General features: G+C 68.4%; 16 protein-coding genes. 8 read left to right on the top strand and 8 right to left on the bottom strand.

From position 1 onward, the window contains the following. Positions 1–11 precede the first annotated feature (11 nt). Both ACFQGD_RS10855 and ppsA read right to left on the bottom strand, forming a co-directional pair. Positions 12–2,723: a cation-translocating P-type ATPase gene (locus tag ACFQGD_RS10855; protein ID WP_345401215.1), complete on the bottom strand. Its 2,712-nt coding sequence runs from the start codon at positions 2,721–2,723 to the stop codon at positions 12–14. Further along, positions 2,720–5,095, bottom strand: coding sequence for a phosphoenolpyruvate synthase (ppsA, locus tag ACFQGD_RS10850; RefSeq protein WP_345401212.1), 2,376 nt, complete (start codon positions 5,093–5,095; stop codon positions 2,720–2,722). Before ppsA ends, ACFQGD_RS10855 begins: the two co-directional genes overlap by 4 nt. Before the next feature lie 169 nt (positions 5,096–5,264). Here ppsA and ACFQGD_RS10845 point away from each other — a divergent pair, with 169 nt between their 5' ends. Then, positions 5,265–6,269 carry an Acg family FMN-binding oxidoreductase gene (locus ACFQGD_RS10845; protein ID WP_345401208.1) on the top strand — a complete coding sequence of 335 codons (1,005 nt, stop codon included), beginning with the start codon at positions 5,265–5,267 and terminating at the stop codon, positions 6,267–6,269. Positions 6,270–6,343: 74 nt separating this feature from the next. Further along, positions 6,344–7,690, top strand: a complete 1,347-nt coding sequence (locus ACFQGD_RS10840) for a GAF domain-containing protein (protein ID WP_345401205.1) — start codon at positions 6,344–6,346, stop codon at positions 7,688–7,690. A 16-nt stretch (positions 7,691–7,706) separates the two neighbouring features. Here ACFQGD_RS10840 and ACFQGD_RS10835 read toward each other — a convergent pair whose 3' ends face one another. Continuing rightward, positions 7,707–8,114 (bottom strand): CBS domain-containing protein, encoded by a 408-nt coding sequence (locus ACFQGD_RS10835; protein WP_345401202.1) that lies wholly within the window; start codon positions 8,112–8,114, stop codon positions 7,707–7,709. A gap of 138 nt (positions 8,115–8,252) precedes the next feature. Beyond that, entirely contained in the window at positions 8,253–9,839 is a 1,587-nt protein-coding gene (locus ACFQGD_RS10830; RefSeq protein ID WP_390183698.1) for a peptide chain release factor 3, read from the bottom strand. Between the two features lie 287 nt (positions 9,840–10,126). On the opposite strand from ACFQGD_RS10830, the gene ACFQGD_RS10825 reads away from it, so the two are divergent. Both ACFQGD_RS10825 and ACFQGD_RS10820 read left to right on the top strand, forming a co-directional pair. Next, on the top strand, positions 10,127–13,339 hold the full coding sequence (locus tag ACFQGD_RS10825; RefSeq protein WP_345401196.1) for an arabinosyltransferase domain-containing protein: 3,213 nt from the start codon (positions 10,127–10,129) through the stop codon (positions 13,337–13,339). A gap of 113 nt (positions 13,340–13,452) precedes the next feature. Next, positions 13,453–14,817, top strand: a complete 1,365-nt coding sequence (locus ACFQGD_RS10820; protein ID WP_345401193.1) for a WS/DGAT/MGAT family O-acyltransferase — start codon at positions 13,453–13,455, stop codon at positions 14,815–14,817. A 46-nt stretch (positions 14,818–14,863) separates the two neighbouring features. Here ACFQGD_RS10820 and ACFQGD_RS10815 read toward each other — a convergent pair whose 3' ends face one another. Further along, positions 14,864–15,727: an SAM-dependent methyltransferase gene (locus ACFQGD_RS10815; protein ID WP_345401190.1), complete on the bottom strand. Its 864-nt coding sequence runs from the start codon at positions 15,725–15,727 to the stop codon at positions 14,864–14,866. Between the two features lie 195 nt (positions 15,728–15,922). Continuing rightward, a complete protein-coding gene (locus tag ACFQGD_RS10810; RefSeq protein ID WP_345401187.1) occupies positions 15,923–16,723 on the bottom strand; it encodes a GGDEF domain-containing protein in 801 nt (266 codons plus the stop codon). Positions 16,724–16,879: 156 nt separating this feature from the next. Here ACFQGD_RS10810 and ACFQGD_RS10805 point away from each other — a divergent pair, with 156 nt between their 5' ends. From ACFQGD_RS10805 to ACFQGD_RS10795, 3 genes are all read left to right on the top strand, one after another. Continuing rightward, positions 16,880–17,119, top strand: a complete 240-nt coding sequence (locus ACFQGD_RS10805) for a DUF397 domain-containing protein (RefSeq protein WP_345401184.1) — start codon at positions 16,880–16,882, stop codon at positions 17,117–17,119. 70 nt (positions 17,120–17,189) lie between these two features. Next, positions 17,190–18,098, top strand: a complete 909-nt coding sequence (locus ACFQGD_RS10800) for a helix-turn-helix domain-containing protein (protein ID WP_345401181.1) — start codon at positions 17,190–17,192, stop codon at positions 18,096–18,098. Positions 18,099–18,199: 101 nt separating this feature from the next. Then, positions 18,200–19,192 carry an alpha/beta hydrolase fold domain-containing protein gene (locus ACFQGD_RS10795; protein WP_345401178.1) on the top strand — a complete coding sequence of 331 codons (993 nt, stop codon included), beginning with the start codon at positions 18,200–18,202 and terminating at the stop codon, positions 19,190–19,192. A gap of 6 nt (positions 19,193–19,198) precedes the next feature. Here ACFQGD_RS10795 and ACFQGD_RS10790 read toward each other — a convergent pair whose 3' ends face one another. Then, on the bottom strand, positions 19,199–20,611 hold the full coding sequence (locus ACFQGD_RS10790) for an amidase (RefSeq protein ID WP_345401175.1): 1,413 nt from the start codon (positions 20,609–20,611) through the stop codon (positions 19,199–19,201). A 10-nt stretch (positions 20,612–20,621) separates the two neighbouring features. Continuing rightward, the gene (locus ACFQGD_RS10785) at positions 20,622–21,548 is read right to left on the bottom strand and encodes a D-2-hydroxyacid dehydrogenase (protein WP_345401269.1); all 927 of its coding nucleotides are present in this window, start codon (positions 21,546–21,548) and stop codon (positions 20,622–20,624) included. 177 nt (positions 21,549–21,725) lie between these two features. Here ACFQGD_RS10785 and ACFQGD_RS10780 point away from each other — a divergent pair, with 177 nt between their 5' ends. Continuing rightward, positions 21,726–22,475, top strand: coding sequence for a maleate cis-trans isomerase family protein (locus tag ACFQGD_RS10780; protein ID WP_345401172.1), 750 nt, complete (start codon positions 21,726–21,728; stop codon positions 22,473–22,475). The last annotated feature ends 5 nt before the right edge of the window (positions 22,476–22,480 follow it).

Genomic DNA, 22,480 nt, shown 5'->3' with positions numbered 1-22,480 from the left:
CCAAGGACTCGCTATCCCGTCGTGTACTCGGCCCGCCGGTCACCGCGTCGCCAGATCGCCTTGTCGACTTCCACCAACACGTAGGTGGCCGCCGCGACGGCGAGCACCATCAGCCAGCCCGAGACGTCGAGCGGCGCCGTGTGGAACAGCAGGTGCATGACGCTCCAGTACGTCATCGCGAGCTGCAGCGCGGTCATCGTCGCGATCCCGGCGAACAGCCACCGGTTCCGGGTGCCGGGCAACATCCGGTCGAACGATCGGCAGCTGATCAGGAACGCCATCTCGGCGAACACGAACACGTTGATCGCGGCGGTGCGTGCGACCGGCTCGGCCATGCCCGCGGCGAGCTGCAACTCGAACACCCCGAACGCACCGACCACCAGCACCACGGATACCAGCAGGATGCGCCGGATCAGCCCACCGGTGAGCAGCGGCTTCGACGGTGGCCGTGGCGTGCGACGCATGATGCCGGCTTCCTTCGGCTCGAAGGCTAGCGTCAAGCCGAGGAAGCCCGCCGTGGTCAGGTTGATCCACAGGATCTGCACCGGCAGGATCGGCAGCGCCGTGCCCAGCAACACCGCCGCGACGATCACCAGGCCCTCCCCGATGTTGGTCGGCAACGTCCACGCGATGAACTTGCGCAGGTTGTCGAACACCGAGCGGCCTTCCTCGACGGCCGCCTCGATCGAGCTGAAGTTGTCATCGGTGAGCACCATGTCCGCGGCGTCGCGGGCGACCTCGGTGCCGATATCGCCCATCGCGACCCCGATGTCCGCACGGCGCAGCGCGGGCGCGTCGTTCACGCCGTCACCAGTCATCGCCACGACGTGCCCAGCGCGCTGCAGCGACTCCACGAGCCGCAGTTTCTGCTCCGGTGACACTCGCGCGAAGACGTCCGCCGACGCGGCGACATGGTCGAAGTCGGCTCCAGACGTCGCGGCGAGCTCCGCACCGGTTACCACCACGGGACCGGTGGCGGCGCCAAGCCCGACCTTCGCCGCGACCGCCCGCGCGGTCTCGGCGTGGTCCCCGGTGATCATCGTGACGCGGACGCCCGCGTCGAGGCAGGCGCGTACCGCGTCACCAACTCCCTCGCGCGGCAGGTCCGCCATCGCGACCAGCCCGAGTAGCGTCAACGTACCCGGCAACTCCGCCTCATCAATGCGCCGCACGTCCTCCGGCGGCTGGTACCGCGCGAAGGCCAGCACCCGCAATCCGGACGTCGCCAGCCCGTGCGCCGCCGCCTGCACCGCACTGGCGTCGAGCGGGACGACGGCACCATCGGCGTCCAGCGCGTCGCGGCACATCCGGAGCACCTGCTCCAGCGCGCCCTTCACGTGACCGGTGACCGTGCCGCCTTGCTGCTCGTGCAGCGTGGCCATCATCCGTCGGCTTGACTCGAACGGCAGGACGTCTATCCTGCGCTGCTGGCGTCGCAGGTCGGTGAAGTTCAGGCCCGCCTTAGCCGCCACGGTCAGCAACGCGACCTCGGTTGGATCGCCCACCGGCTGCCAGCCGTCGTCGCCTCGGCGGAGCTCCGCGTCGTTGCACAACACCCCGGTTTCCAGGCACGCCATGAGCGCGGGATGCCGTTCCGGGTGGATCGGCCGTTCGGCGTGGTTGACGGTGCCATCGGGCGCGAAGCCGGTGCCGCTCACACGGTAGAACTCGCCGCCCGCGACGACCTCGGCGACGGTCATGGCGTTCGCGGTGATGGTGCCTGTCTTGTCCGAGCAGATCACCGTGGTGCTCCCGAGTGTCTCCACTGCGGGCAAGTGCCGCACGATCGCGTGGCGACGTGCCATCCGCACCACACCGATCGCCAGCACCACGGTGACAGCGGCGGGCAGGCCTTCCGGGATCGCGCCAACCGCCAGCGCGACGGCGGCGATGAACATGTCGGTCGCCGCGCTGCCGCGCAGCATGCCGACCGCGAACGTCACCGCGGCGATCGCCATGATCACCGCGGTGAGCTGCTTACTGAACAGCGCGAGCTTGCGGGTCAGCGGTGTCAGTGGTGCGGTCGCCGATGCCACGAGCCCCCGCACCATGCCGATCTCGGTGGCCTCGCCGGTGGCGACCACGACAGCGGTGCCGGTGCCGTGAGTGACCATGGTGCCGGAAAAGACCATGTTGGTCCGCTCCGCCAAGGGCACGTCACCGGCGACCACATCGGAGGACTTGCGCACCGGCCGGGACTCCCCGGTCAGCGCGGACTCATCGCACTTGAGGTCATGCGCGGCGACGACCCGCGCGTCCGCGGGCACCCGATCACCCGCGTCGAGCAGCACCATGTCGCCCGGTACCAGCTCCTCGGACGGCACGACCATGCGCCTGCCGTCACGCAGGACATGGCAGTCCATGCGCACCAGATCGGAGATGGCGTCGAGCGCCTGTCGTGCCTTGTTCTCCTGCACGAAGCCGACGATCGCGTTGAGTAGCACCACGGCGGCGATGACCCCGGCGTCAACGTAGTGTCCAATCGCGATGGTGACGGCCGACGCCGCGATCAGCACGATTACGAGCGGGTTGGTGAACTGGTCCAGCCAGCGCCGGAAGAGACCCCTACCGCGATGGCGGGGCAGCGTGTTCGGGCCGTAGCGCTCGCGTAGGTCGCGCACTTGCTCGGCGGTTAACCCCGTCGCGGTGTCGGTGCCCAGTTCGGCGACGACGTCGTCCGGGGAGCTGCGGTGCGCCGCAACAGGGCCCGTGGTCGCGGTCATCGGGCCTTGTCCAGTAGCAGGCGCAGCTCGGCGGCGGCGATGGCAGCGCGAGTCGTCTCCAGCGCGTCGGGATTGACCGACATCGACGTAATGCCCATCCGCACCAGGCGTTCCGCGAAGCCCTGCCGGGTGGACGGCGCCTGCCCGCACAGCGACACCGGGACGTCGAGTCGTCGCGCGGTGGTCACGATCTGCTCGATCGCGGTGAGCACGGCGGGGTCAGTCTCGTCGAACAACTCCGCGCACTCCTCGGAGTCGCGGTCAACGCCGAGGACGAGCTGGGTCAGGTCGTTGCTGCCGATGGACACGCCGTCGATGCCGAGCCCGACGTATTCCGGCAGCCAGTACGTCACGGACGGCACCTCCGCCATGATCCAGCGGTGCAGGTCACGCTGGGTGCCGAGCGGACTGGCGTCGATCGCCTCAAGGCAGGCCGCCAACTCCCAGCGAGTACGCACGAACGGGATCATCAAATGCACGTTGGGATGCTGCTCGCGCACCCTGGCGAGCGCGTCGAGTTCGAGGGCGAACAGATCCGGTTCGCGGATGTAGCGGTAGCAGCCCCGATAACCGATCATCGGGTTGCGCTCGATCGGCTCGTAGTCCGCACCCCCGATGAGTTCACGGAACTCGTTGCTGCGCAGGTCGGTCAGCCGGTAGATCACAGGGCGCGGCGCGAACGCCGCACCGATACGCCCCACCGAGGCCGCCATCGCGTCGACGAAAGACCCCTGCTCGCCACGTGCCAGCAGGTCACGAGGGTGCCTGCCGCCCAGTGCCTCGATGAGCAGGAACTCGGCACGCAACAGTCCGACCCCGTCGACGTCGCGTGCGGCCACCGACTCGGCCGCTTCCGGCATCGCGAGGTTGACGTAGAGCGCGGTGCCGGTAACGGTACGTCGAGGTGTGGCCGGGGGCTCGGTCACGACGCGCGCGGGAGCGGTGTGGTTGGCCGTGCCCGAGGTGACCTCCCCCGCCGAACCGTCGACGGTCACCGTGGTCCCATCGACAAGGGTGGTGGTCGCGGTTCGCGTGCCTACCACGCACGGGACGCCGAGCTCGCGGGCGACGATCGCGGCGTGGCAGGTCATGCCGCCGCTGTCGGTGACGAGTGCGGCGGCACGGCGGATCGCGGGCAGCCAGTCCGGATTCGTCATCGCGGCGACCAGGACGTCACCCGCCACCAGCCGCCCGCTCTCCTCCGGTGATGCGAGCACCCGCACCGCCCCGGAAGCCGTTCCCGGCGACGCGCCAAGGCCGCGTGCCAGCACCTTGCCGGTGCTGTCCGGCGCGCCGGCGACGGCTTCATCGTCATTGACCCCACCGGAGGCACACGTCGTGGCACCCCCCTTGCCGCTCACGCCGGAGCGACCCGCCGGAGTGGCGGACATCGTGGTGATCGGGCGCGCCTGCACGAGCCAGACCTGCCCGGCCGCGACGGCCCACTCGATGTCCTGCGGCGTCCCGTAGTGAGCTTCGACGTCCAGCGCCAGTCTCCCGATCTGGCGTAGCAACTCGTCGTCGAGTACCCGGCCCGCTGCTTGTTCCGGGTCGAGCGCCACCTGGCTATCGCCGCCGTCAGCACCACGCACGATCACGTACTCTTGATGCCCACCGTGGACGTCGAGCACCTTGAGCCCCGGCTTGGCCAGGACATAGGTGTCCGGCTCGACGGCACCGGACACCACCACCTCGCCCTGACCGCGCGCTGCCTCCACCACGAGCCGGTCGGTGCGACCGCTGCCAGGGTCGGCGGTAAACGCCACACCGGCGGTCTCGGCGGCGATCATCCGCTGCACCACGACGGCCATCGCTGGCGGCTCGGTGAACCCACGCGCCGCCCGATACGCGACGACCCTCGGCGAGAACAGGGATGCCCAGCAGCTGATGACCTTGCCGACCACGGCGTCCTCGCCGCTGACGTTGGTGAAGCTGGCGTTCATACCCGCGAACGACGCGTCCGCACTGTCCTCCCCCGTCGCCGATGACCGCACCGCTACCACGACGTCGTCACCGAGCGCGTTGTACTCGAGCAGCAGTGCGTCGCGCACCTCAGGCGTCATCCCCGACTTGCGAACCAGCTCAGCCATCCGCTGGCAACGGCGTCGCAGTCCATGCTCGTCGCTTGCTGCCAGCGCCAGCGCTTCGGCGTGCAGCGCGGCGAGGTCGGCTGCTACCCCGCCCGCGCGCATGGACTCGACATAGGCCTGCCGCAGCACGACGAAGCCGTCCGGCACCGGCAGCCCCGCGGCGATCAGTTCGCCGAGGTTGGCGCCCTTGCCGCCGGCCTCGGCGTCGTCGCGCAGCGTCAACTCCGCGAACGGTCGTGAGGACTGCTTGCAGGTCCGAACCATCGACGGCCTGTCGCTCATGTCGTGTACCTCCCTGACGCGATGTGCCTCCAGACCACCGCCGACGGGGTGCCGCGTGACAGGGGACGTCGTCCCGGCGTCACGGGGCCTTCGGCCCTAGTACGCCCGGTTTGCGCCGCCGAATCATGGCGAACGAACGCACCAGCACCGCCAGCAAGGAGCAGGACCGATGAGTGTCACGCAACCGGATCGCGACACGGTCCTTGGCGCGATCGAACTCGCGATCAGGGCACCGTCCATACACAACACCCAGCCGTGGCGCTGGGAAGTCGGCGACAGGACGGTGCACCTTTATGCGGACTGGGACCGACAGGTGCACGCCACCGACCCTGACGGGCGTGACCTCGTCGTCAGCTGCGGAGCCGCCCTGCATCACCTGCGAGTCGCGCTCCGCGCCTCCGGCTGGCAAACGACGGTGCACCGGATACCGAACCCGGCCTATCCCGCGCACCTCGCGTCGATCGAACCGCACCGCTACGCGCCGACGGACGACGACGTCCTGCTGGCGGGCTCGATCATGCGCAGGCGCAGCGACCGCAGGCCGCTGTCCTCCTGGCCAGTGCCGCCGAGCCACATCGACCGTCTGGTCGCCACGGCGGCGAAGTCCGGTGCGCTGCTGGTGCCGATAGCCGACGACGTGACACGAACCAAGTTGCTCGCCGCGATCGGCGAAGCGGCCGTGCGTCAGGAGAACGACCCGGACTACGCGATGGAGATCGCCGCGTGGAGCGGGCGCGGCCCGTTCGCCACGGATGGCGTGCTCGCGGCAAGCGCACCCGCCGAGCACAGCACCCCATCGGCGATCGCGATGCGCACCTTCCCCGGCGGCACGCTGCCGCCCTATGTCAGCGACGACGGCGCCGAGGAGGCGACCGTGCTGCTCGCGCTCGCCACCGCGGGCGACGACACCGTGTCCCGCTTGCGCGCGGGCGAGGCGGCCAGCGCGGCGTTGCTCGCCGCCACCGAACTCGGCCTCGCCAGTTGCCCGCTGTCGCAGGTACTCGAAGTCGCGGACACCCGCCAGGCGATCGCTACCGACGTGCTGGAAGACGCGGCCATGCCGCAACTGCTCCTCCGCGTGGGATGGGCACCAACCACGGCGGGCAAGCTGCCGTCCACGCCTCGCAGGCCACTCACCGAGGTCGTCGCCGAACTCGGCTCCCATGAACGCTAAGCGGCGTCGAGAGTCGTCGGCTCTCGGGACTTAAGACCCTCTCGTGACGTCGCGCGGCGCGGGAATCTGGCGGCATGACATCCGAGCGGGACCAGCAGACGAGAGAAGCGCTGGCCGGGCTCGAACTGCACGAGCTGCTGCTGGGAGTGCGGCAGCGAGTCACGCGCGCCATCGATGCCCAAGACCAACTCGACGACCTACTCGAGGCGATGCTAGCGGTGTCGTCGGGGCTCGACATCGACGTGACTCTGCGGCAGATCGTGCGATCGGCGATAACCCTGGTCAACGCAAGCTACGGCGCCCTCGGCGTGCGTGGCGAGAACGGCGCACTCAGCCGATTCATCCACTACGGGCTGGACCAACACGCCGCGCGCGGCATCGGATCGCCACCGAAGGGCCACGGCCTGCTCGGGGAGCTGTTCACGGCGGAGCGACCGGTGCGGCTTGACGACATCGCCACCCACCCCACGCGGTACGGGTTTCCGCCGGGCCACCCGCCGATGCGCTCCTTCCTCGGCGTGCCCATCACCAGCAAGGGCGCGGTGTTCGGCAACCTCTACCTCGCCGAGAAGGCCGCTGGTGCGCCGTTCACACAGGACGACGAGGCGATTGTTGAGGCGCTGGCCGCGGCGGCGGGCATCGCGATCGACAACGCCCGGCTCTACGAGAGCGTCCGACGCAAGCAGCGCAGGCTCGCCGCCGCCAGCGAGATCAGCACGGAATTGCTCGCCGGCACACGACCGGAGGACGCTCTGCCGCTGATCGCACGTAAGGCTGCCGATCTGAACCACACGCCGACCGCGATCGTGGCGGTACGCGACGAGCTGAGCCAGAGCGAGCGGCCAACCCTCGTCGTCGACGTCGCCCTCGATGCTGGTCCGGACGTCGCCACCGGGACCGTGCTGCTCACCGACGGGTCGCTGTGCGGGCAGGTGTTCCACGCTAACGTCGGCCGCCGCGTCGACGACCTGCCGTTGCCAACCGAAGCGGGGACGGTTGCCTCGTTCGGACCGGCGTTGCTCGTACCACTACGGGCGTCGGGCACCTCATACGGGGTGTTGATCACCGCACGCCAGCAAGGTGACGCGACATTCACCGATGAAGATCTCCAGCTGGCGGAGGCGTTCACCGACCAGGCCGCGCTGGCGTACCAACTCGCCCGCACCCACGCCCGCACGCGAGAACTCGACGTGCTCGCCGACCGCGATCGCATCGCGCGGGACCTGCACGACAACATCATCCAACGGCTGTTCGCTACCGGGTTGTCGTTGGAGCGCACCGGGCTGCTCGATCGGAGTGCCGAGGTCCGCGAGCGCGTCGCGACCGCGATCGACGGCCTGCAGGAGATCGTCACCGAGATGCGCGGCACCATCTCCGACCTGCACAGCGGCACGGCACGCACCGCAAGTCGCAGCCCCTGACGGTAACCGCCCTGAGCTAGCGAGCGGGCACCGTGTCCACGGCGGGCGCCGCGAGCCTGTCCGGCCAGCGCAGCAAATCGGACCTGGTCACGAGGCCGAAGACCATGCCACCTTCCACGATCGGCACGCAGCTGAGCTGGTACTCCAGCATCAGCCGGGCGACGTCGGCGACATCGGCATTGGGACTGGCGGACTCGACCTGCTTGGTCATCACCGATTCAACGGTCATGGTGTCGTCGCCCGCGAGTGTCACTTCGGAGTACAGCGCGTCGGCCTCGGAGAACAGGCCAATGAGGCGTCCGTCGTCATCCACGACGGGCAATGCGGGTAGCGCCCGCTCGGTCAGCATGTCGATGGCGTCGGCGATCGGGGTGTGTAGGCCGACGGTGGGTACTGGTCGTGCCATGATCTCGGAGGCATGCATCTGGGTGTCCTCGCACGATCGGTCGAATCGGTGTACCTACCTACAGTAGGTGTCGGCAAGCGAAAATGCACTTGCCAACCGTCCCCATTCGGTAGGGCTTTCGGCCATGCCCACCCCAAGGATGGCTCGGCGTTGACTTCAGTCGGTACCCGCGACCAGGTGCTCGACCGCCAGATCTGGGTGTTGCCGCTGCAACGTGCCGAGCGCGATCTCGTCGGCGAACAGTGCCAAATCCGCGCCGTCCGAGCGGGTCAACACCTCTCCCCTGCGGCTCGCCTCGATGGTCTTGCGATGCTCGCGGTTCGTGAGCAGCCGGACGGTGCGGTACGGCAGGCGCTCGAGTTCGACCCCTACCCCGAACTCGACGTCGAGCCGGTGGGAAGCGACCTCGAACTGCATCGGGCCAACGGCGGCGAAGATCGGCACCCCTTCGCCCCTGCGGTCGGAACGCAGGACCTGGACAACGCCTTCCGACTCCAGCTGGTCGACGCCCTTACGGAACTGCTTGGCGCGCCCGAGGTCGCGGGGCCTGGCGACGGCGAAGTGCGCGGGCGCGAAGCTGGGTAGTCCTGGGAACTTGACCTTCGGTTTGCCCTCGTAGAGCGTGTCGCCAACCCGGAGCGCGGTGGCGTTCACCAGGCCGATCACGTCACCGGGATAGGCCTCGTCCATGGTCGAACGCTGCTGACCGAAAACCTGCTGCACGTACTTCGTGGCGAACGGCCGACCTGTTGTCGCGTTCGTCACGGTCATGCCGCGTTCGAACCGGCCGGAGCATACCCGCGCGAACGCGACCTGATCCCGATGCGCCGGGTCCATACCGGTCTGCACCTTGAACACGAACGCGGAGAACGGCGCGTCGAGCGGCCGGGGCTGGTCGTTCACGTCGGGCCGAGGCTCAGGGCGCGGGGCTAGCTCGACCAACTGGTCCAGGAGCTGCTTGACGCCGAAGTTGAGCACCGCGGCCCCGAAGAGCACCGGGGTAGCCGAGCCGTCGAGGTAGCGGTCGACGTCGAACTCGCCATCCTCCGCGACGACCAGCTCGGACTCGTCGAGGGCGTCCTGCCACGCCTGCCCCGCGTCAGCCTCGGCTTCGGCCGCGTCGAGGTGCTGCTCGCCCGCCGCGGTCGCACCGCCCGCCGTGCGCTGGTACTTGATCATCGTTCCCGCGCTCAGGTCGACGACACCCTTGAAGTCACCGGCGATGCCGACCGGCCAGGTCAGCGGCATCGGCGTCAGGTTGATCCGCTGGGTCAGCTCCTCACACAGCTCTATCGGGTCGAGACCGGGACGGTCCCACTTGTTGATGAAGGTCAGCACCGGGATGCCCCGGTAGCGGCAGACATCGAACAGCTTGAGCGTCTGCGGTTCAAGCCCCTTCGCGGCGTCGAGCAGCATGACCGCGGAGTCGACGGCGGAGAGCACCCGGTAGGTGTCCTCGGAGAAGTCGGCGTGGCCCGGGGTGTCGAGCAGGTTGATCACGGTGTCGCCGATGGTGAACTGCAGCGCCGCCGAGGTGATCGAGATCCCTCGTTCGCGTTCCATCTCAAGCCAGTCGGACGTGACACCGCGCCGGTCGCCCTTGCCGTGCACCGCCCCGGCGTTGGTGATCGCCTTGGCGTGCAGCGCGAGCGCCTCGGTCAACGTCGACTTACCCGCGTCCGGGTGGCTGATGACCGCGAATGTGCGCCGACGACGTGCTTCTCCCGCGATGTCGTGGGTCACCAGCGATCGAACTCCGTTCCTGCGACAAGTGCTCATACGAGGTTAGGCCGTGGCCAGCGATCCCGCTCACGTGGGGTGTGCACCGACGGTGAGCCCATACCGGGGGTGCGTTAGCGTGACGTGCGATGTCGGGTTCACGAAGGGATACGAGGGGCGGCGTAGAGACCGCCGACGAGGTGGGGAACCCGAGCTCAGCGGACGCGACGGCACCAGCGGACACACCGGGCCGGTCCGGCCGTCGCTCGCTCCCACATCGGCGTTGGCGGTTGCTCGCGACCGTCCTCGGCATGCTCGCCACGGCCTGCGCGCTGGCGATCCCGCTACTGCCGGTCACATTCGACACGGCGCGGATCGAATGGCCACACGCGGGTGACACCAGCGCGGTCAACGCGCCCTTGACCGGCTACTGGGCCCAGGACATCGACGTCACGATTCCGTGTGACACGGTCAAGGGGCTCGACGACACCGCCGCCACACGGGGCATCCTGCTGTCAACCGTGCCGCGCCAGCGCATGGATACCGGCGCGGGCATGTACCTGCGGGTCAACAACGGCACATTCACGACGGTCAACCGGGGTCAACAGATCGTCTCGCAACGACTGCCGCCCAGCGGCTGCGACATCGGGTACTCGTCGACGGCCACCCGCACGGTGATCACCGTCGCCGACACCGTCGTTTTCGACCAGGGAGGCGACATCCGCCCCCGCGTGGTCGGCATCTACACCGACATCTCCGCCGAACGCCACCCCATCGACGGTCTGCACGTGTCGATCACCCCGGACACTCGGTACCAATCCGCGCCGACGGTATGGAAGTCCGCGACCACCATCGTCGGGGCCCTGTCGCTAATCGGGTGCTTGATCGCGGTGAACCGGCTCGACACCCGCTTCGCCCGGCGCGCACCCCGCTGGGCACCGCTCGGCTGGTGGAAGCTCACCGGCCGCGACGTCACCGTGATCGGCGCCCTCGGCCTCTGGGTGATCATCGGCCCCGTCACGTCGGACGACGGCTACATCCTTTCGATGGCGCGAGTCGCCGACGACGCGGGCTACCTGACGAACTACCACCGCTGGTTCGGCGTCGCCGAGGCGCCGTTCGGCTGGTTCTACCACCTCACCGAGGTCATGACCTGGGTGTCGACGGCGCCGCCCTGGATCAGGCTGCCATCGTTCCTGCTCGCGGTGATCGCGTGGCTGCTGATCAGCCGCGAGATCCTGCCCCGGCTGGGCACGCAGGTGCGCAACTCGGCGGCGGCGGGCTGGGCCGCGGCCGCGGTGTTCCTGGTGTGGTGGATGCCGTTCAACAACGGCGTACGCCCTGAGCCGGTCGCCGCCGTCGGCGCGCTGCTCGCCATCGCGGCGGTGGAGCGCGCGCTGGTCACGCGGCGACTGTTGCCGCTATGTCTCGGCGTCCTCGCGGCGGCGCTGACACTCGCGGCGACGCCGACCGGGCTGATCGCGGTCGCGCCGTTCATCGTGGCCGCGAAGCCGCTGTTCCACCTGCTCCGCCAGCGGGCACGAACCGGCTGGGTCGGGGTGCTGACACCGATCGCGGCGGCGGGCTTCGCCGTGCTGATGGTCGTCTTCGCCGACCAGACGCTCGCGACCGTCGCGGAGGCCACCCGGCTGCGCACCCAGGTCGGACCGAGCCTGGCGTGGTTCCAGGAATTCTCCCGCTACGATCTGCTGTTCGGCGGCGGTGGCGGCGCGGGCGACGACTCACTGACCCGCCGGTTCCCCGTCCTGCTGCTCCTGCTGTGCACCATGACCTGCCTCGTGGTGATCCTGCGCAGGGGACGGATTCCCGGCGCGGCGCTCGGACCGAGCCGCAGGCTGATCGGCACCGTGGCGCTGTTCTTCGTGCTGCTCGCGCTGACCCCTACGAAGTGGACGCATCACTTCGGCGCGTTCGCCGGCGTCGGTGCGGCGATGGCGGCGCTCACGGCGCTGGCGACCAGCCAGTCCGTGCTCCGCTCCGCCCGCAACCGCAACGCGTTCCTCGCCGCCCTGCTCGTGGTCGCCGCGCTCGCGACGACGGGACCGAACTCGTACTGGTTCGTCTCGCAGCTCGGCGTGCCGTGGGCGACATCGGCCCCGACGATCGGCCCGCTCAAGGTGTCGACGATGCTGCTGCTCGCCGCCGTGGTCGCGGCGGTGGGGGCGCTGGTCCAGAACATCCGCACGCAACGGCCTGGCGCGCCGCCCCGCCCGCCGGAGCGTCGTTCCCGCGCGCTCGCGCTCAGTTCCGCGTCGCTGACGATCGTGTGCGGACTGTTCGCGCTTTCGGAGTTCGCCACGGTCGCAACCGCCGGCTACAACCAGCGCGACAGCTACAGCCTCGCCACCGCCAACATCGATCATCTGCTGAGTTCGAGCTGCAACATGTCCGACCACGTCCTCGTCGAGGAGGACCCGGTGGCGAACGTGCTGCCAGGGTATCCACCAGCACTGCAACGCACCCTGCCACCACAGGACGCCGAGGACGCCGAGGACAACGAGGACGCCGAGGACACCGACGGCACGACGAACACAAGCACCGCGAACGGCACCACTAACGGCAGCGCCAACGGCGCGAGCGCCTCGAACCACGGTCGCGACACGAAAGCAGCAGGTAAGAAGCCGAACGACGGCGCGACGGTACTCGTCGAAAAACCCGACGAGTACCGGATCTCCACCGTTGGTTTCCACAACCGCTCGGTCGGTAGGGACGACCCGCTCGGCGCGCCACCGCAGGGCTTCAGTCCCGAACTCGTGCCGATGTGGAGCAGCTATGACCACCCGCAAGGCGCCACCGGCACGTTGCGCTCGCACTGGTTCCAGATCACCGAGGAGCAGCTGAGCAAGCAGCTGGTCGTCTCGGTCGCGGGTGGGCAAGGCGCCGGGCTCTCCCTTGCCGCCGAGTACGGGAAGCGCACCCCGCGCGGCATCGAGATCCTCGAACGCAAGCGGCTGCCCGTACCGTTCGACGCCGCGATGAGCTGGGAGGACTCCCGCATCAGCCAAAATGACGTCGACAGCGAGGCCACGGCGGTGCGCATCGTCGCCACCGACAACGACCTCACCGACGAGGGGTGGATCGCCGTCACCGCGCCGAGGGTGCCGTCGTTGACGACGCTGACCGCCCGGATCGGCGCGAACCCGGTCTACATGGACTGGCCGACGTCGTTCGTCTACCCGTGTCTGCGGCTGCCCACGACCCACGACGGCATCAGCGAGATGCCCGCCTACCGGATCACGGCGGGTGAGCTCGCCGCCGAGGCGGGTTGGGCGGACAGCAGCGCGGGCGGCCCGCTCGGGTGGATGGAGCTGGTGGCCGAGGAGTCCGAGGTGCCCAGTTTCCTCGCGGGCGAGCCAAAACAGTCCTGGGGCCAGCTCAAGCAGATCGAGCCGCTCGAGCAGGGCGTGCCGCCGCACGTCGTCCGGGACACCGAGGTGCATTCCGGTTGGTGGTCGCCAGGACCCGGTCCGATGCAACCGGATGGCAGAACGCCGACGCGATAACGCGCGACGAAGGACGCAACACAAGGGACATAACGCGGTAACGCGTCGCGGTCGCGTGCGGACGTACGATGATGACCCGCGCGACATCGACCCCGACACAAGGTGGTTCGCCCATGCAACTGATGCCGATTACCGACTCGATGTTCCTGCTGATGGAGTCGCGTGAGCACCCGATGCACGTTGGCGGGCTGCAACTGTTCACCAAGCCGGACGGCGCTGGCGACGACTACGTCGAGTCGATCTACCGCGACCTGATCGAGCGCGCGGAGGTCGCGCGGCTGTTCCGGAAGCGGCCGATGAGTCCGGTCAACACACTCGGTCAAGCGTTCTGGGCCGAGGACACCGAGCTGGACATCTCGTACCACGTGCGGCGCTCCGCGCTGCCGACGCCAGGCCGGATCAGGGAACTGCTCGAGCTGACCTCCCGGTGGCACGGCACGCTGCTCGACCGGCACCGGCCACTGTGGGAAACGCACTTCGTCGAAGGGCTCTCGGACAACCGGTTCGCGATCTACACCAAGGTGCACCATGCCCTGCTCGACGGCGTGTCCGCGCTGCGGCTGATGCAGAACGCGCTCAGCGACGACCCGTCCGCGCGCGACATGCGTGCGCCGTGGGAGCTGCGGCCGGGCAAGAAGCGCCCCAAGACCGGCGGCGGTTCCCTGCTGCAGCGAGTGACGGGGCTGGCTGGCGACTTCGCCGGATTCGGGCCCACGGCGGTGCGTGCGCTCACCGAAGCCGCGCGGGAGCACTCGGTGCCGCTGCCGATGCAGGCACCGCGCACGATGTTCAACGTCTCCATCGGAGGCGCGCGGCGGTTCGCGGCGCAGTCGTGGCCGATCGAGTCGTTCCGTCGCATCGGCAAGGCGACCAACACCACCGTCAACGACGTCGTGCTCGCCACGTGTTCCGGCGCGCTGCGGGACTACCTGATCGAGCACCGCGCGCTGCCCGACGCGTCGCTGACCGCGATGGTGCCGGTATCGCTGCGCAGCAGCGAGGCGGCGGCCGACGGCGGGAACGCGATTGGCGCGATCCTGTGCGATCTCGCCACGAACGAGCAGGACCCGGCACGTAGGCTCGCTCGCATCGCGGCGTCGATGAGCGGCGGCAAGAAGCTGTTCGCGGGCCTGAGTCCACTTCAGATCCTGTTGCTGTCGGCGCTGAACGTCTCGCCGCTCGGGCTGTCGCCGATCCCCGGCGTCGCGGACCATACGCGTCCCGCGTTCAACCTGGTGATCTCCAACGTGCCGGGGCCGAAGGGACCGACGTACTTCAACGGCGCACGGCTAGACGGCGTCTACCCCGCATCGATCTGCCTTGACGGCCAAGCCGTCAACATCACGCTGACCAGTAACAACGACATGCTCGACTTCGGCATCACCGGCTGCCGTAACAGCGTGCCGCACCTGCAGCGGATGCTGCTGCACCTCGACACCGCGCTGTCCGAACTGACCGCGGCCGCCGGGATTAGCTAGCGATCCGACACAGTGCCGGTCGGCGTCGCCATCACGATCTTTCCTGTCACGACCCTTTCCTCAGGACGCCACCGTATTCGTACACCTCGGTATTGGTTTCGGTGACTCCGACGTAGGGATGCAGGTCGGTGGGAACCGGCTCCAGTGGCGGCTGCGTGGGGTCGGGACGCCAGTCTTTGAGGTTGACGAGTCCCGGTTCGACGGGGTGCAGCCCGTCGAAAAAGGCATCCAGTTCGGCGGGAGTGCGGGTTTGCCAGGGAATACCCTGGCCGTTGAGCTTGGCGGACATGAGCGCGCCTCGGTCGGGGTCGTCGATGACGACCTGGGAGACGGCGAGGTGGCTGCCTGGCACCGCCACGTCGTCGATGATGTGGCGTAGCGCGTAACGAGGGGAGATCGGATCGGTGTCCTGGAGATGGTGGCCGACCGACAGGAACAGCACGGCGACCGGCTCGCTGAAGTCGATGAGCCGGCGGGTGTCCGGGTGTTCGAGGATCGTGTCTGGCTCACGCATGTCGGCGGTGATGACGGTGGTCCCCGCGTTGTTCGCCAGCAATGCCCTGCCGTGAGCGAGCACGATGGGATCGATGTCGACGTAGACGACGCGGGCGTCGGGGGCGAATCGCTGCGCGACCTGGTGGACGTTGTTGTCGGTTGGCAGGCCGCAGCCCATGTCAATGAACTGGGTGATGCCCGCCTCTTGGACCAGGTAGCGCACGGCGCGGTAGAGAAACTGGCGGTTCTGCCGGGCGATGTCGACGCACCCGGGGAATTCCCGCACGACGGTCAGAATGCTGTTGCGGTCGACCTCGTAGTTGTCCTTGCCGCCCAGCATCCAGCCGTAGGCCCGTGCGGAGGTGGGCTTGTCGAGCGGAACATCGATCTCAGCGGAATGGTCGTTGGTTGTCATCGCGCCCTTCGTTCGCCGCCATCTTCGCGAATGGTTTTCGGGTGACCATAGCGGCGCTGAACCAGCCTCAGGAACCCACCCAGCGTTGGCTATCGGGACATGTTGGCGGGCGTCCACACCACACGCCGCGGCGCGGGTGCTGAGTCATCTGGGAGGTTGAGCGGGTCCTGTCCGATCTGCCAGCGGCCGTAGTGCTCAAGACACAAACCTCGGCCGATTGGGTTTCGTTCGCACTGTCGGCGACGGCAGAGCGCCGGTGATTCCGCGGTAGGGATAGGGGTGGACATCGTCGGTTCTCCTCTCGGTCGTGACCAGCTGATCATCCCGCCAGCCAGGTTCGGTCGCGTCAGCCAGTCGATGACGTGGTGCCCCAACCGGCTGCGAGCGCGCCGCGGTAGGAGCGTGCTGGGCGTGCGTGGCGGCGTTCTTGGCGCGGTACATGGCCCTGTCGGCATCGGAGAGCAGATCGTCGATCCGGTGAGCGGGCTGGATGGCGACACCGACACTCGCGGTGATGGTGATATGCCGGTGGTCGGCGAGCTGGATCGCACCGATGCTCGCGGTCAGTTCGTCGGCGAGCCATCGGGCGTAGTGGCCCGCCTTCGCGGCGTGGGGGTAGCTGTCGAGCAGAACGACGAACTCGTCACCGCCGACCCTGGCGATACAGGTGATTCGAGCGGGTACCGCGCTGATGCGACGGGCGATCTCTACCAGCACCTGGTCGCCGACCGGATGACCATACTGGTCGTTGATCGGTTTCAACCCGTCGACGTCGAGCGCGATCGCCGCGACGTGCTCGCCTCGGTCCGTGGCGGCTCGCAGCTCATCGATCGCACGTCGTAACCCGGCACGATTCGCTAGGCCAGTCAACCAGTCGGTCCGCGCGGCGCGTTCTGCGGCCAGCAGTCGCCGTTCCAGCGCGCGACCACGCCGCACAGCGATGACAAGCCAGAACGCGAGAGCGCCGATCACCCCCAGCGCCGCGGTCATGATCATGCCGTGCCTCCCCCAGGATCGCCCCGCGCCTGCTGTGTTCCTCTCCGCTGTTACTGTGCCGAACGTACCTTGCAGATGCAAGAACGTTCGTAAGAACAGACGCAAGAACGGCCCGATGCGACCAGCGCCGCGGGGAGGCCACGAAAGGCAGCAGCCATGGCAACAGACCGAGCCAACGATCACGCCCGCTGGCCCGGGGTGGTCTGGCGCAAGAGCACGCGCAGTAACCCGAGTGGCAACTGCGTGGAACTGGCGTGGTTGCCTACCGGGGAGATCGCACTCCGTAACTCGCGCGACCCGCAGGGTGCCGTGCTGGTCTACAGCCGCGCCGAGATCGGCGCGTTCATCGCGAGCGCGAAGCAGGGCGACTGGGACGACCTGGTCGGCGTATCGTGAGCCCCTACTGACCGTTGCGTCATCACATGTCTTTTATGGCACACTAGGGCTTTTCCGCCGAGGAGCGCACATGGTTAGCCCACCAGCAGGCCGCAGACCCGCCGATGAGCCGGTATCGCTTGCCCTATCTGGCGGCGGCCCCACCGTGCTGCGAATCACACTCGGCGGCCAACTCCGTCAGCTCCGAAAGCGGCAGGGAATCAGCAGGGAAGCCGCGGGCGACGCGATCCGCGGGTCCCATGCCAAGATCAGCCGGCTGGAACGTGGTCAGGTCGGATTCAAGGAACGTGACCTGCGCGACCTGCTCACCCTCTACAAGGTCACCGACCCCGACCAGCGCGAGGCACTGCTGGCGCTGGCCCGCCAAGCCAATGAACCGGGTTGGTGGCATCAATACAATGATCTGCTGCCGTCCTGGTTCGAGACCTATCTCGGGCTCGAACAGGCGGCTCGCGTCATCCGAAACTTCGAGAACCAGTTCATCCCCGGCCTCCTGCAAACCGCCGACTACGCTCGCGCGGTGACCCTACTCGGGCACGCGAACGAGCCCGAGTCCGAAATCGACCGACGGATCGAGCTGCGGATGCAGCGTCAGCGGATCCTCACCGGCGACAACCCGCCCACCCTGTGGGCGATCATCGACGAGGCGGCGATGCGCCGAGCCATCGGCGGCGCCAGCGTCATGCGCGCCCAGATCGATCACCTCATCGCGGCCACCGACCTGCCCAACGTCACGGTGCAGGTACTGCCCAACTCCGTCGGCGGACACGCCGCGGCGGGCGGCCCGTTCAGCCTCCTGCGCTTCCCCGACACCGACCTGCCCGACATCGTCTACCTCGAGCAACTCACCAGCGCCCTCTATCTGGACAAGCGGCACGACATCGAGCAGTACCTCAAGGTCATCGACGTCCTTTCCATCCAGGCCGCGACCCCGGACAAGAGCCTCGACCTTCTCGCCACCCTCCGCGCGGAGCTCTGACCCGCCGTGCCCCGTGCCACGGAACCAGTCTCCCCGTTTCGGATACCGAGAGTATTCCGATACGGTGGGCACGGCAACAGCAATGGCGCTGGAGGGACAACATGGCCATGCGGCTACAGGACGGCACCAGGATTCCGCGAAGGGCTCAGTCCCCTTGGAGTGGACTGAGCTACCGGTCACGGCTGCTCTACGCGGCATCGTGGGCGGCGGGACGTTCGGTGTTCCGTCTCGGGAAGTTGACGCCGAACAGCATCGCCACGCTGCAACGGCTCGACCGGCTCGCCGCGCGAGCACCCGCGCCGCGCAACGCCGCCATCACGCCGAAGTCCTTCGACGGCTTCGACGCGGAATGGGTCCGTGCGCGCCGCGCCGATCAACCGCACACCGACGGCACGATCCTGTACTTCCACGGTGGCGGATTCTTCTTCTGCGGACTCAACACACATCGTCGCGGCATCGCGGCGTTGTCGTCGTCCACCCGGCTGCCCGCGCTTTCTGTGGCCTACCGGCAGCTACCGGAGACGCCGATCCCCGGCTCGGTCACCGACTGCCTCACCGCCTACCAGCACCTGCTCGATGAGGGAGTGCCCGCTGACAAGATCGTGTTCGCCGGTGACTCTGCTGGCGGCTACCTGACCTTCGCGACGACGCTGCGCGCCCGCGAAGTGGGGCTGCCACTGCCGGGCGGCATCGTGGCGACGTCACCGTTGCTCGACATCGACTCGAGCGCGCGGATCGCCCACGCCAACGCCCGCCGTGACACCTACATCCCGACGAACCGCCTCGCCGAGTTGACCGACTTCTGGCGTGGCGACCCCGAGCACCACGAGCCACCGATATCACCGGTCAACGAGGACCTCACCGGGATGCCGCCGTCGCTGATCATGGCGGCCGAGTCCGAAGTGCTGCTGTGCGACGCCGAGACGATGGCGGAACGGCTGTGGGCGGCGGGCGCGTCCTGCAAGCTGCAGGTCTGGCATGGCCAGGTGCACGCCTTCCCCGTCCTTGGCTACTTCTCGCCGGAGACCCGCGCGGCGCTACGGCAGATCGCGGCGTTCACGCGGGAAACCATCGGCGAATCCGGCGACGACTGACTCACCTCAACGCAGCTCGCCCGCGGGAACGTCGGTGCGCCACGGCTGGACATCCTGCACCAGCCGGGCGACCGCGAGCACCAAGTCGTCCGAGTGGCGAGGACCAACAATCTGCAACCCCGCTGGCAGGCCGTCCGAAGTGAACCCGATCGGCACGCTGATCGCGGGCTGCTGGGTGAGATTGAACGGGTAACTGAACCGTGTCCATTCCCACCACTTGGTGTATGGCCCACCGGGCGGTACGTCGTGGCCCGCCTCGAACGGCCGGATCGGCATCATCGGCGTGATCAGCACGTCATAGCGGGTGTGGAACTCGCCCATGAGGATGCCCAGTTCGCGGCGCGCTTGGTCGGCGGCGAGCCAGTCCATCGCCGAGTAGGTCAGGCCCTCCCGCCACGCGGTGACCAAGCCGCGGTCGATCTTCTCCTCGGCGCCCTCGGGGAAGGTATTGAGCCACTTGGCCGCGCCGGTGTACCAGAGAAGCTCGAACGTGTCGGCCGGGTCGGCGAAGCCCGGGTCGGCGTTCTCGATGAACAGCCCGGCCTCTTCCAGCGTGTGGACGGTGCGTGAGGCCAAGTCCGCGATCTCGGGGTCGACGTCGACGTAGCCGAGATCGGCCGAGTAAGCCACGTTCAGCCCTCGGACGTCGCGGTGCACCGCCTCGCGGTAGCTGGCGGTCAGTGGCGCCAGGGCCGTCGGGTCCCGGTGGTCGCGCATGGCGAGGATGTCCATGAACAGCGCGATGTCGTCGACCGAGCGCGCCATCGGTCCCGCGTGCGCGAGCGCGCCGAACGGGCTCGCCGGGTACAGCGGGATGCGGCCATACGTCGGCTTGAAGCCGACCACCCCGCAGAACGAGCCAGGGATGCGCACCGAGCCACCCGCGTCGGTGCCGACCGACAGCTCCCCCATGCCCGCCGCGACGGCCGCCGCGCTCCCGCCGCTGGAGCCACCGGACGTCTTGCTGGTGTCGTAGGGGTTGCGGGTGATGCCCGCGACCCTGCTGTCCGTGGTGGCCTTCCAGCCCAGTTCGGGCGTGGTGTTCTTGCCGAGCACGACCAGCCCCGCCTCACGCATCCGCGCCGCGACCGGGCTGTCGACCTCCCACGGCTGGTCAGGGTCGACGCACAGCGAACCGCGAAGCGTCGGCCATCCCGCGGTGAGGAACATGTCCTTGATCGACGCGGGCACGCCGTCGAGCCAGCCGATCGGGTTACCTTCCCGCCAGCGCTCCTCGGACGACTTCGCCTGCGCGAGCGCGTGGTCCGGGTCGACGAGGCAGTACGCGTTGATCTCACCATCGCGGCGTTCGATCGCGTCGAGCGCCGCCTTCGTCGCCTCAACGGGGGACACCGCGCCCTGCGAGTACGCGACCGTGAGCTCGCTCGCCGTCAACAACGTCCCAGCACTCGCGGTCATGCGCTCCTCCTCATCGGGGCTCGGCGCCCATTGGCACGTAACCCAGTTTCTTGTCGACGACGTTGTCGAGCCGCTCCCCCGCGAGCCACTTCTCGAAGTTGGCGACGAACAGCTCGGCCAGCGTGTCCTTCCAGCCGACGACGTCGCCCGACATGTGCGGGGAGAGCAGCACGTTGTCCATTGTCCACAGCGGGCTCTCGGCTGGCAGCGGCTCGGTCTCGAAGACGTCGAGCGCGGCACCGGCCACCTCGTCCGCGCGCAACGCGTCGATCAGGTCGTCGGTGACAACGAGCTCGCCCCTGCCGACGTTGATGAACCGGGCGGTCGGCTTCATGGCGGCGAACACCCGCCGGTCGAACAAGCCCTTGGTCTTCTCGGTCAGCGGCGCGACGGCGACGACGTAGTCGGCCCAGCCGATGTGCTCGGCGAGGTCGTCGGATGCGTGCACGGCACCGAAGTCGGGGTCGCCCTCACGAGCGCGCCTGCCGACTCCGGCTACCTTCAGCCCCGCCGCGGTGAGCATCCGAGCGATCGAGCGGCCAATCGGGCCAGTACCGACGATCAGCGCGCGCTTGCCACCGACCCGCTCGGTCTCGCGATGGCGCCAGGTGCCCGCGCGCTGCAGGTCCAGCGAGCCGGCGAAGTCCTTGGCGAAGGCGATGACCAGGCCGAGCACGTACTCGGCGATCGGGTTGTCGAACACGCCGCGCGAGTTGGTGAGCACGACGTCACTGTCCCGCAGCTCGGGGAACATCACGGGGTCAACGCCCGCGCTCGCGATGTGCAGCCACCGCAGTCGATCGGCGGACGGCCAGGCGTCCGGCACGGCGGTCGAGAGGAAGTCCCAGACGAAGAGGATGTCGGCACCCCGCAGCGCGTCCGGCAGCCCAGCGGCGTCGGCATACCGTACGGTCGCGGCGTTCTCGACCGGCTCCATCCCGCGTGGTCGATCCTGACCGCATAGGACGGCGACGACAGGGGCACTCTCAACGCGGTCACCGGCTCCCACCACGTTGACACCGTATGAGTTGATCGTATGATTGTCAACAATCCGAGGGATCCCCCGGGGCAGCAGCGAAATAGCCTTTTCCAACGACCACCGAGGGGGTGAGCCTTGGATCTGTCCGGACTGGACTTCCCGTTCAGTGAGGGCCCGCTCGCGCAGCGCGGGATCGGGGTCATCGCGCCGTTCGACCTCGCGCTCGAACGCGAGCTCTGGCGCTGGGTGCCGATCGAGGTGTCGCTACACCTTGCCAGAACGCCCTACGAACCGGTACCGGTCAGCCTTGACATGGCGAACCTGGTCAGCAACGCGCGGCACGTCGCGGCGGCCACCCGCGACGTGCTGCACGTTGAGCCGGAGGTCGTGGCCTACCTGTGCAGTTCGGGCAGCTTCGTCAACGGCGTCGACGGCGAACGCGAGTTACGCAAGGTCATCTGCGACGCGGGCGCTCCGGACGCGGTGACGACCTCTGGCGCGCTGGCCGAGATCCTGCAGCGGCTCAACCTGCGTCGCATCGCGGTGCTCACCCCGTACGTCGAGGATCTGACGACGAAGCTGCACGACTTCCTCGCCGAGCTCGACGTCGAGACCGTGTCCAGCGACCATCTCGGCCTCGGTGGCGGCATCTGGCGGGTCAGCTACCGCACCATCGCAGAGCACATCATCGGCGCGGACCATCCCGACGCCGAAGCGATCTTCGTCAGCTGCACCAACCTTCCCACCTTCGACATCATCGATCCGCTCGAACAGTGGCTTGGCAAGCCGGTGCTGACCGCGAACCAACTCACGATGTGGGCGTGCATGGTCCGGATGGGTCTGCCGGTCATTGGCCCCGGGATGTGGCACAGCGAGGTTGCTTAACTCGA

It is taken from the genome of Haloechinothrix salitolerans (assembly GCF_042662605.1).
GTDB lineage: Bacteria > Actinomycetota > Actinomycetes > Mycobacteriales > Pseudonocardiaceae > Haloechinothrix_A > Haloechinothrix_A salitolerans.
The sequence above is the reverse complement of the archived record's forward strand: the minus strand, read 5'-3'. Positions and strand labels throughout refer to the sequence as shown.

Bases quoted from the DNA above. Each gene is read 5' to 3' on its own strand.
- ACFQGD_RS10855 (WP_345401215.1), bottom strand. From the start codon at position 2,723: ATGACCGCGACCACGGGCCCTGTTGCGGCGCACCGCAGCTCCCCGGAC.
- ppsA (WP_345401212.1), bottom strand. From the start codon at position 5,095: ATGAGCGACAGGCCGTCGATGGTTCGGACCTGCAAGCAGTCCTCACGA.
- ACFQGD_RS10845 (WP_345401208.1), top strand. From the start codon at position 5,265: ATGAGTGTCACGCAACCGGATCGCGACACGGTCCTTGGCGCGATCGAA.
- ACFQGD_RS10840 (WP_345401205.1), top strand. From the start codon at position 6,344: ATGACATCCGAGCGGGACCAGCAGACGAGAGAAGCGCTGGCCGGGCTC.
- ACFQGD_RS10835 (WP_345401202.1), bottom strand. From the start codon at position 8,114: ATGCATGCCTCCGAGATCATGGCACGACCAGTACCCACCGTCGGCCTA.
- ACFQGD_RS10825 (WP_345401196.1), top strand. From the start codon at position 10,127: ATGCTCGCCACGGCCTGCGCGCTGGCGATCCCGCTACTGCCGGTCACA.
- ACFQGD_RS10820 (WP_345401193.1), top strand. From the start codon at position 13,453: ATGCAACTGATGCCGATTACCGACTCGATGTTCCTGCTGATGGAGTCG.
- ACFQGD_RS10815 (WP_345401190.1), bottom strand. From the start codon at position 15,727: ATGACAACCAACGACCATTCCGCTGAGATCGATGTTCCGCTCGACAAG.
- ACFQGD_RS10810 (WP_345401187.1), bottom strand. From the start codon at position 16,723: ATGATCATGACCGCGGCGCTGGGGGTGATCGGCGCTCTCGCGTTCTGG.
- ACFQGD_RS10805 (WP_345401184.1), top strand. From the start codon at position 16,880: ATGGCAACAGACCGAGCCAACGATCACGCCCGCTGGCCCGGGGTGGTC.
- ACFQGD_RS10800 (WP_345401181.1), top strand. From the start codon at position 17,190: ATGGTTAGCCCACCAGCAGGCCGCAGACCCGCCGATGAGCCGGTATCG.
- ACFQGD_RS10795 (WP_345401178.1), top strand. From the start codon at position 18,200: ATGGCCATGCGGCTACAGGACGGCACCAGGATTCCGCGAAGGGCTCAG.
- ACFQGD_RS10790 (WP_345401175.1), bottom strand. From the start codon at position 20,611: ATGACCGCGAGTGCTGGGACGTTGTTGACGGCGAGCGAGCTCACGGTC.
- ACFQGD_RS10785 (WP_345401269.1), bottom strand. From the start codon at position 21,548: ATGGAGCCGGTCGAGAACGCCGCGACCGTACGGTATGCCGACGCCGCT.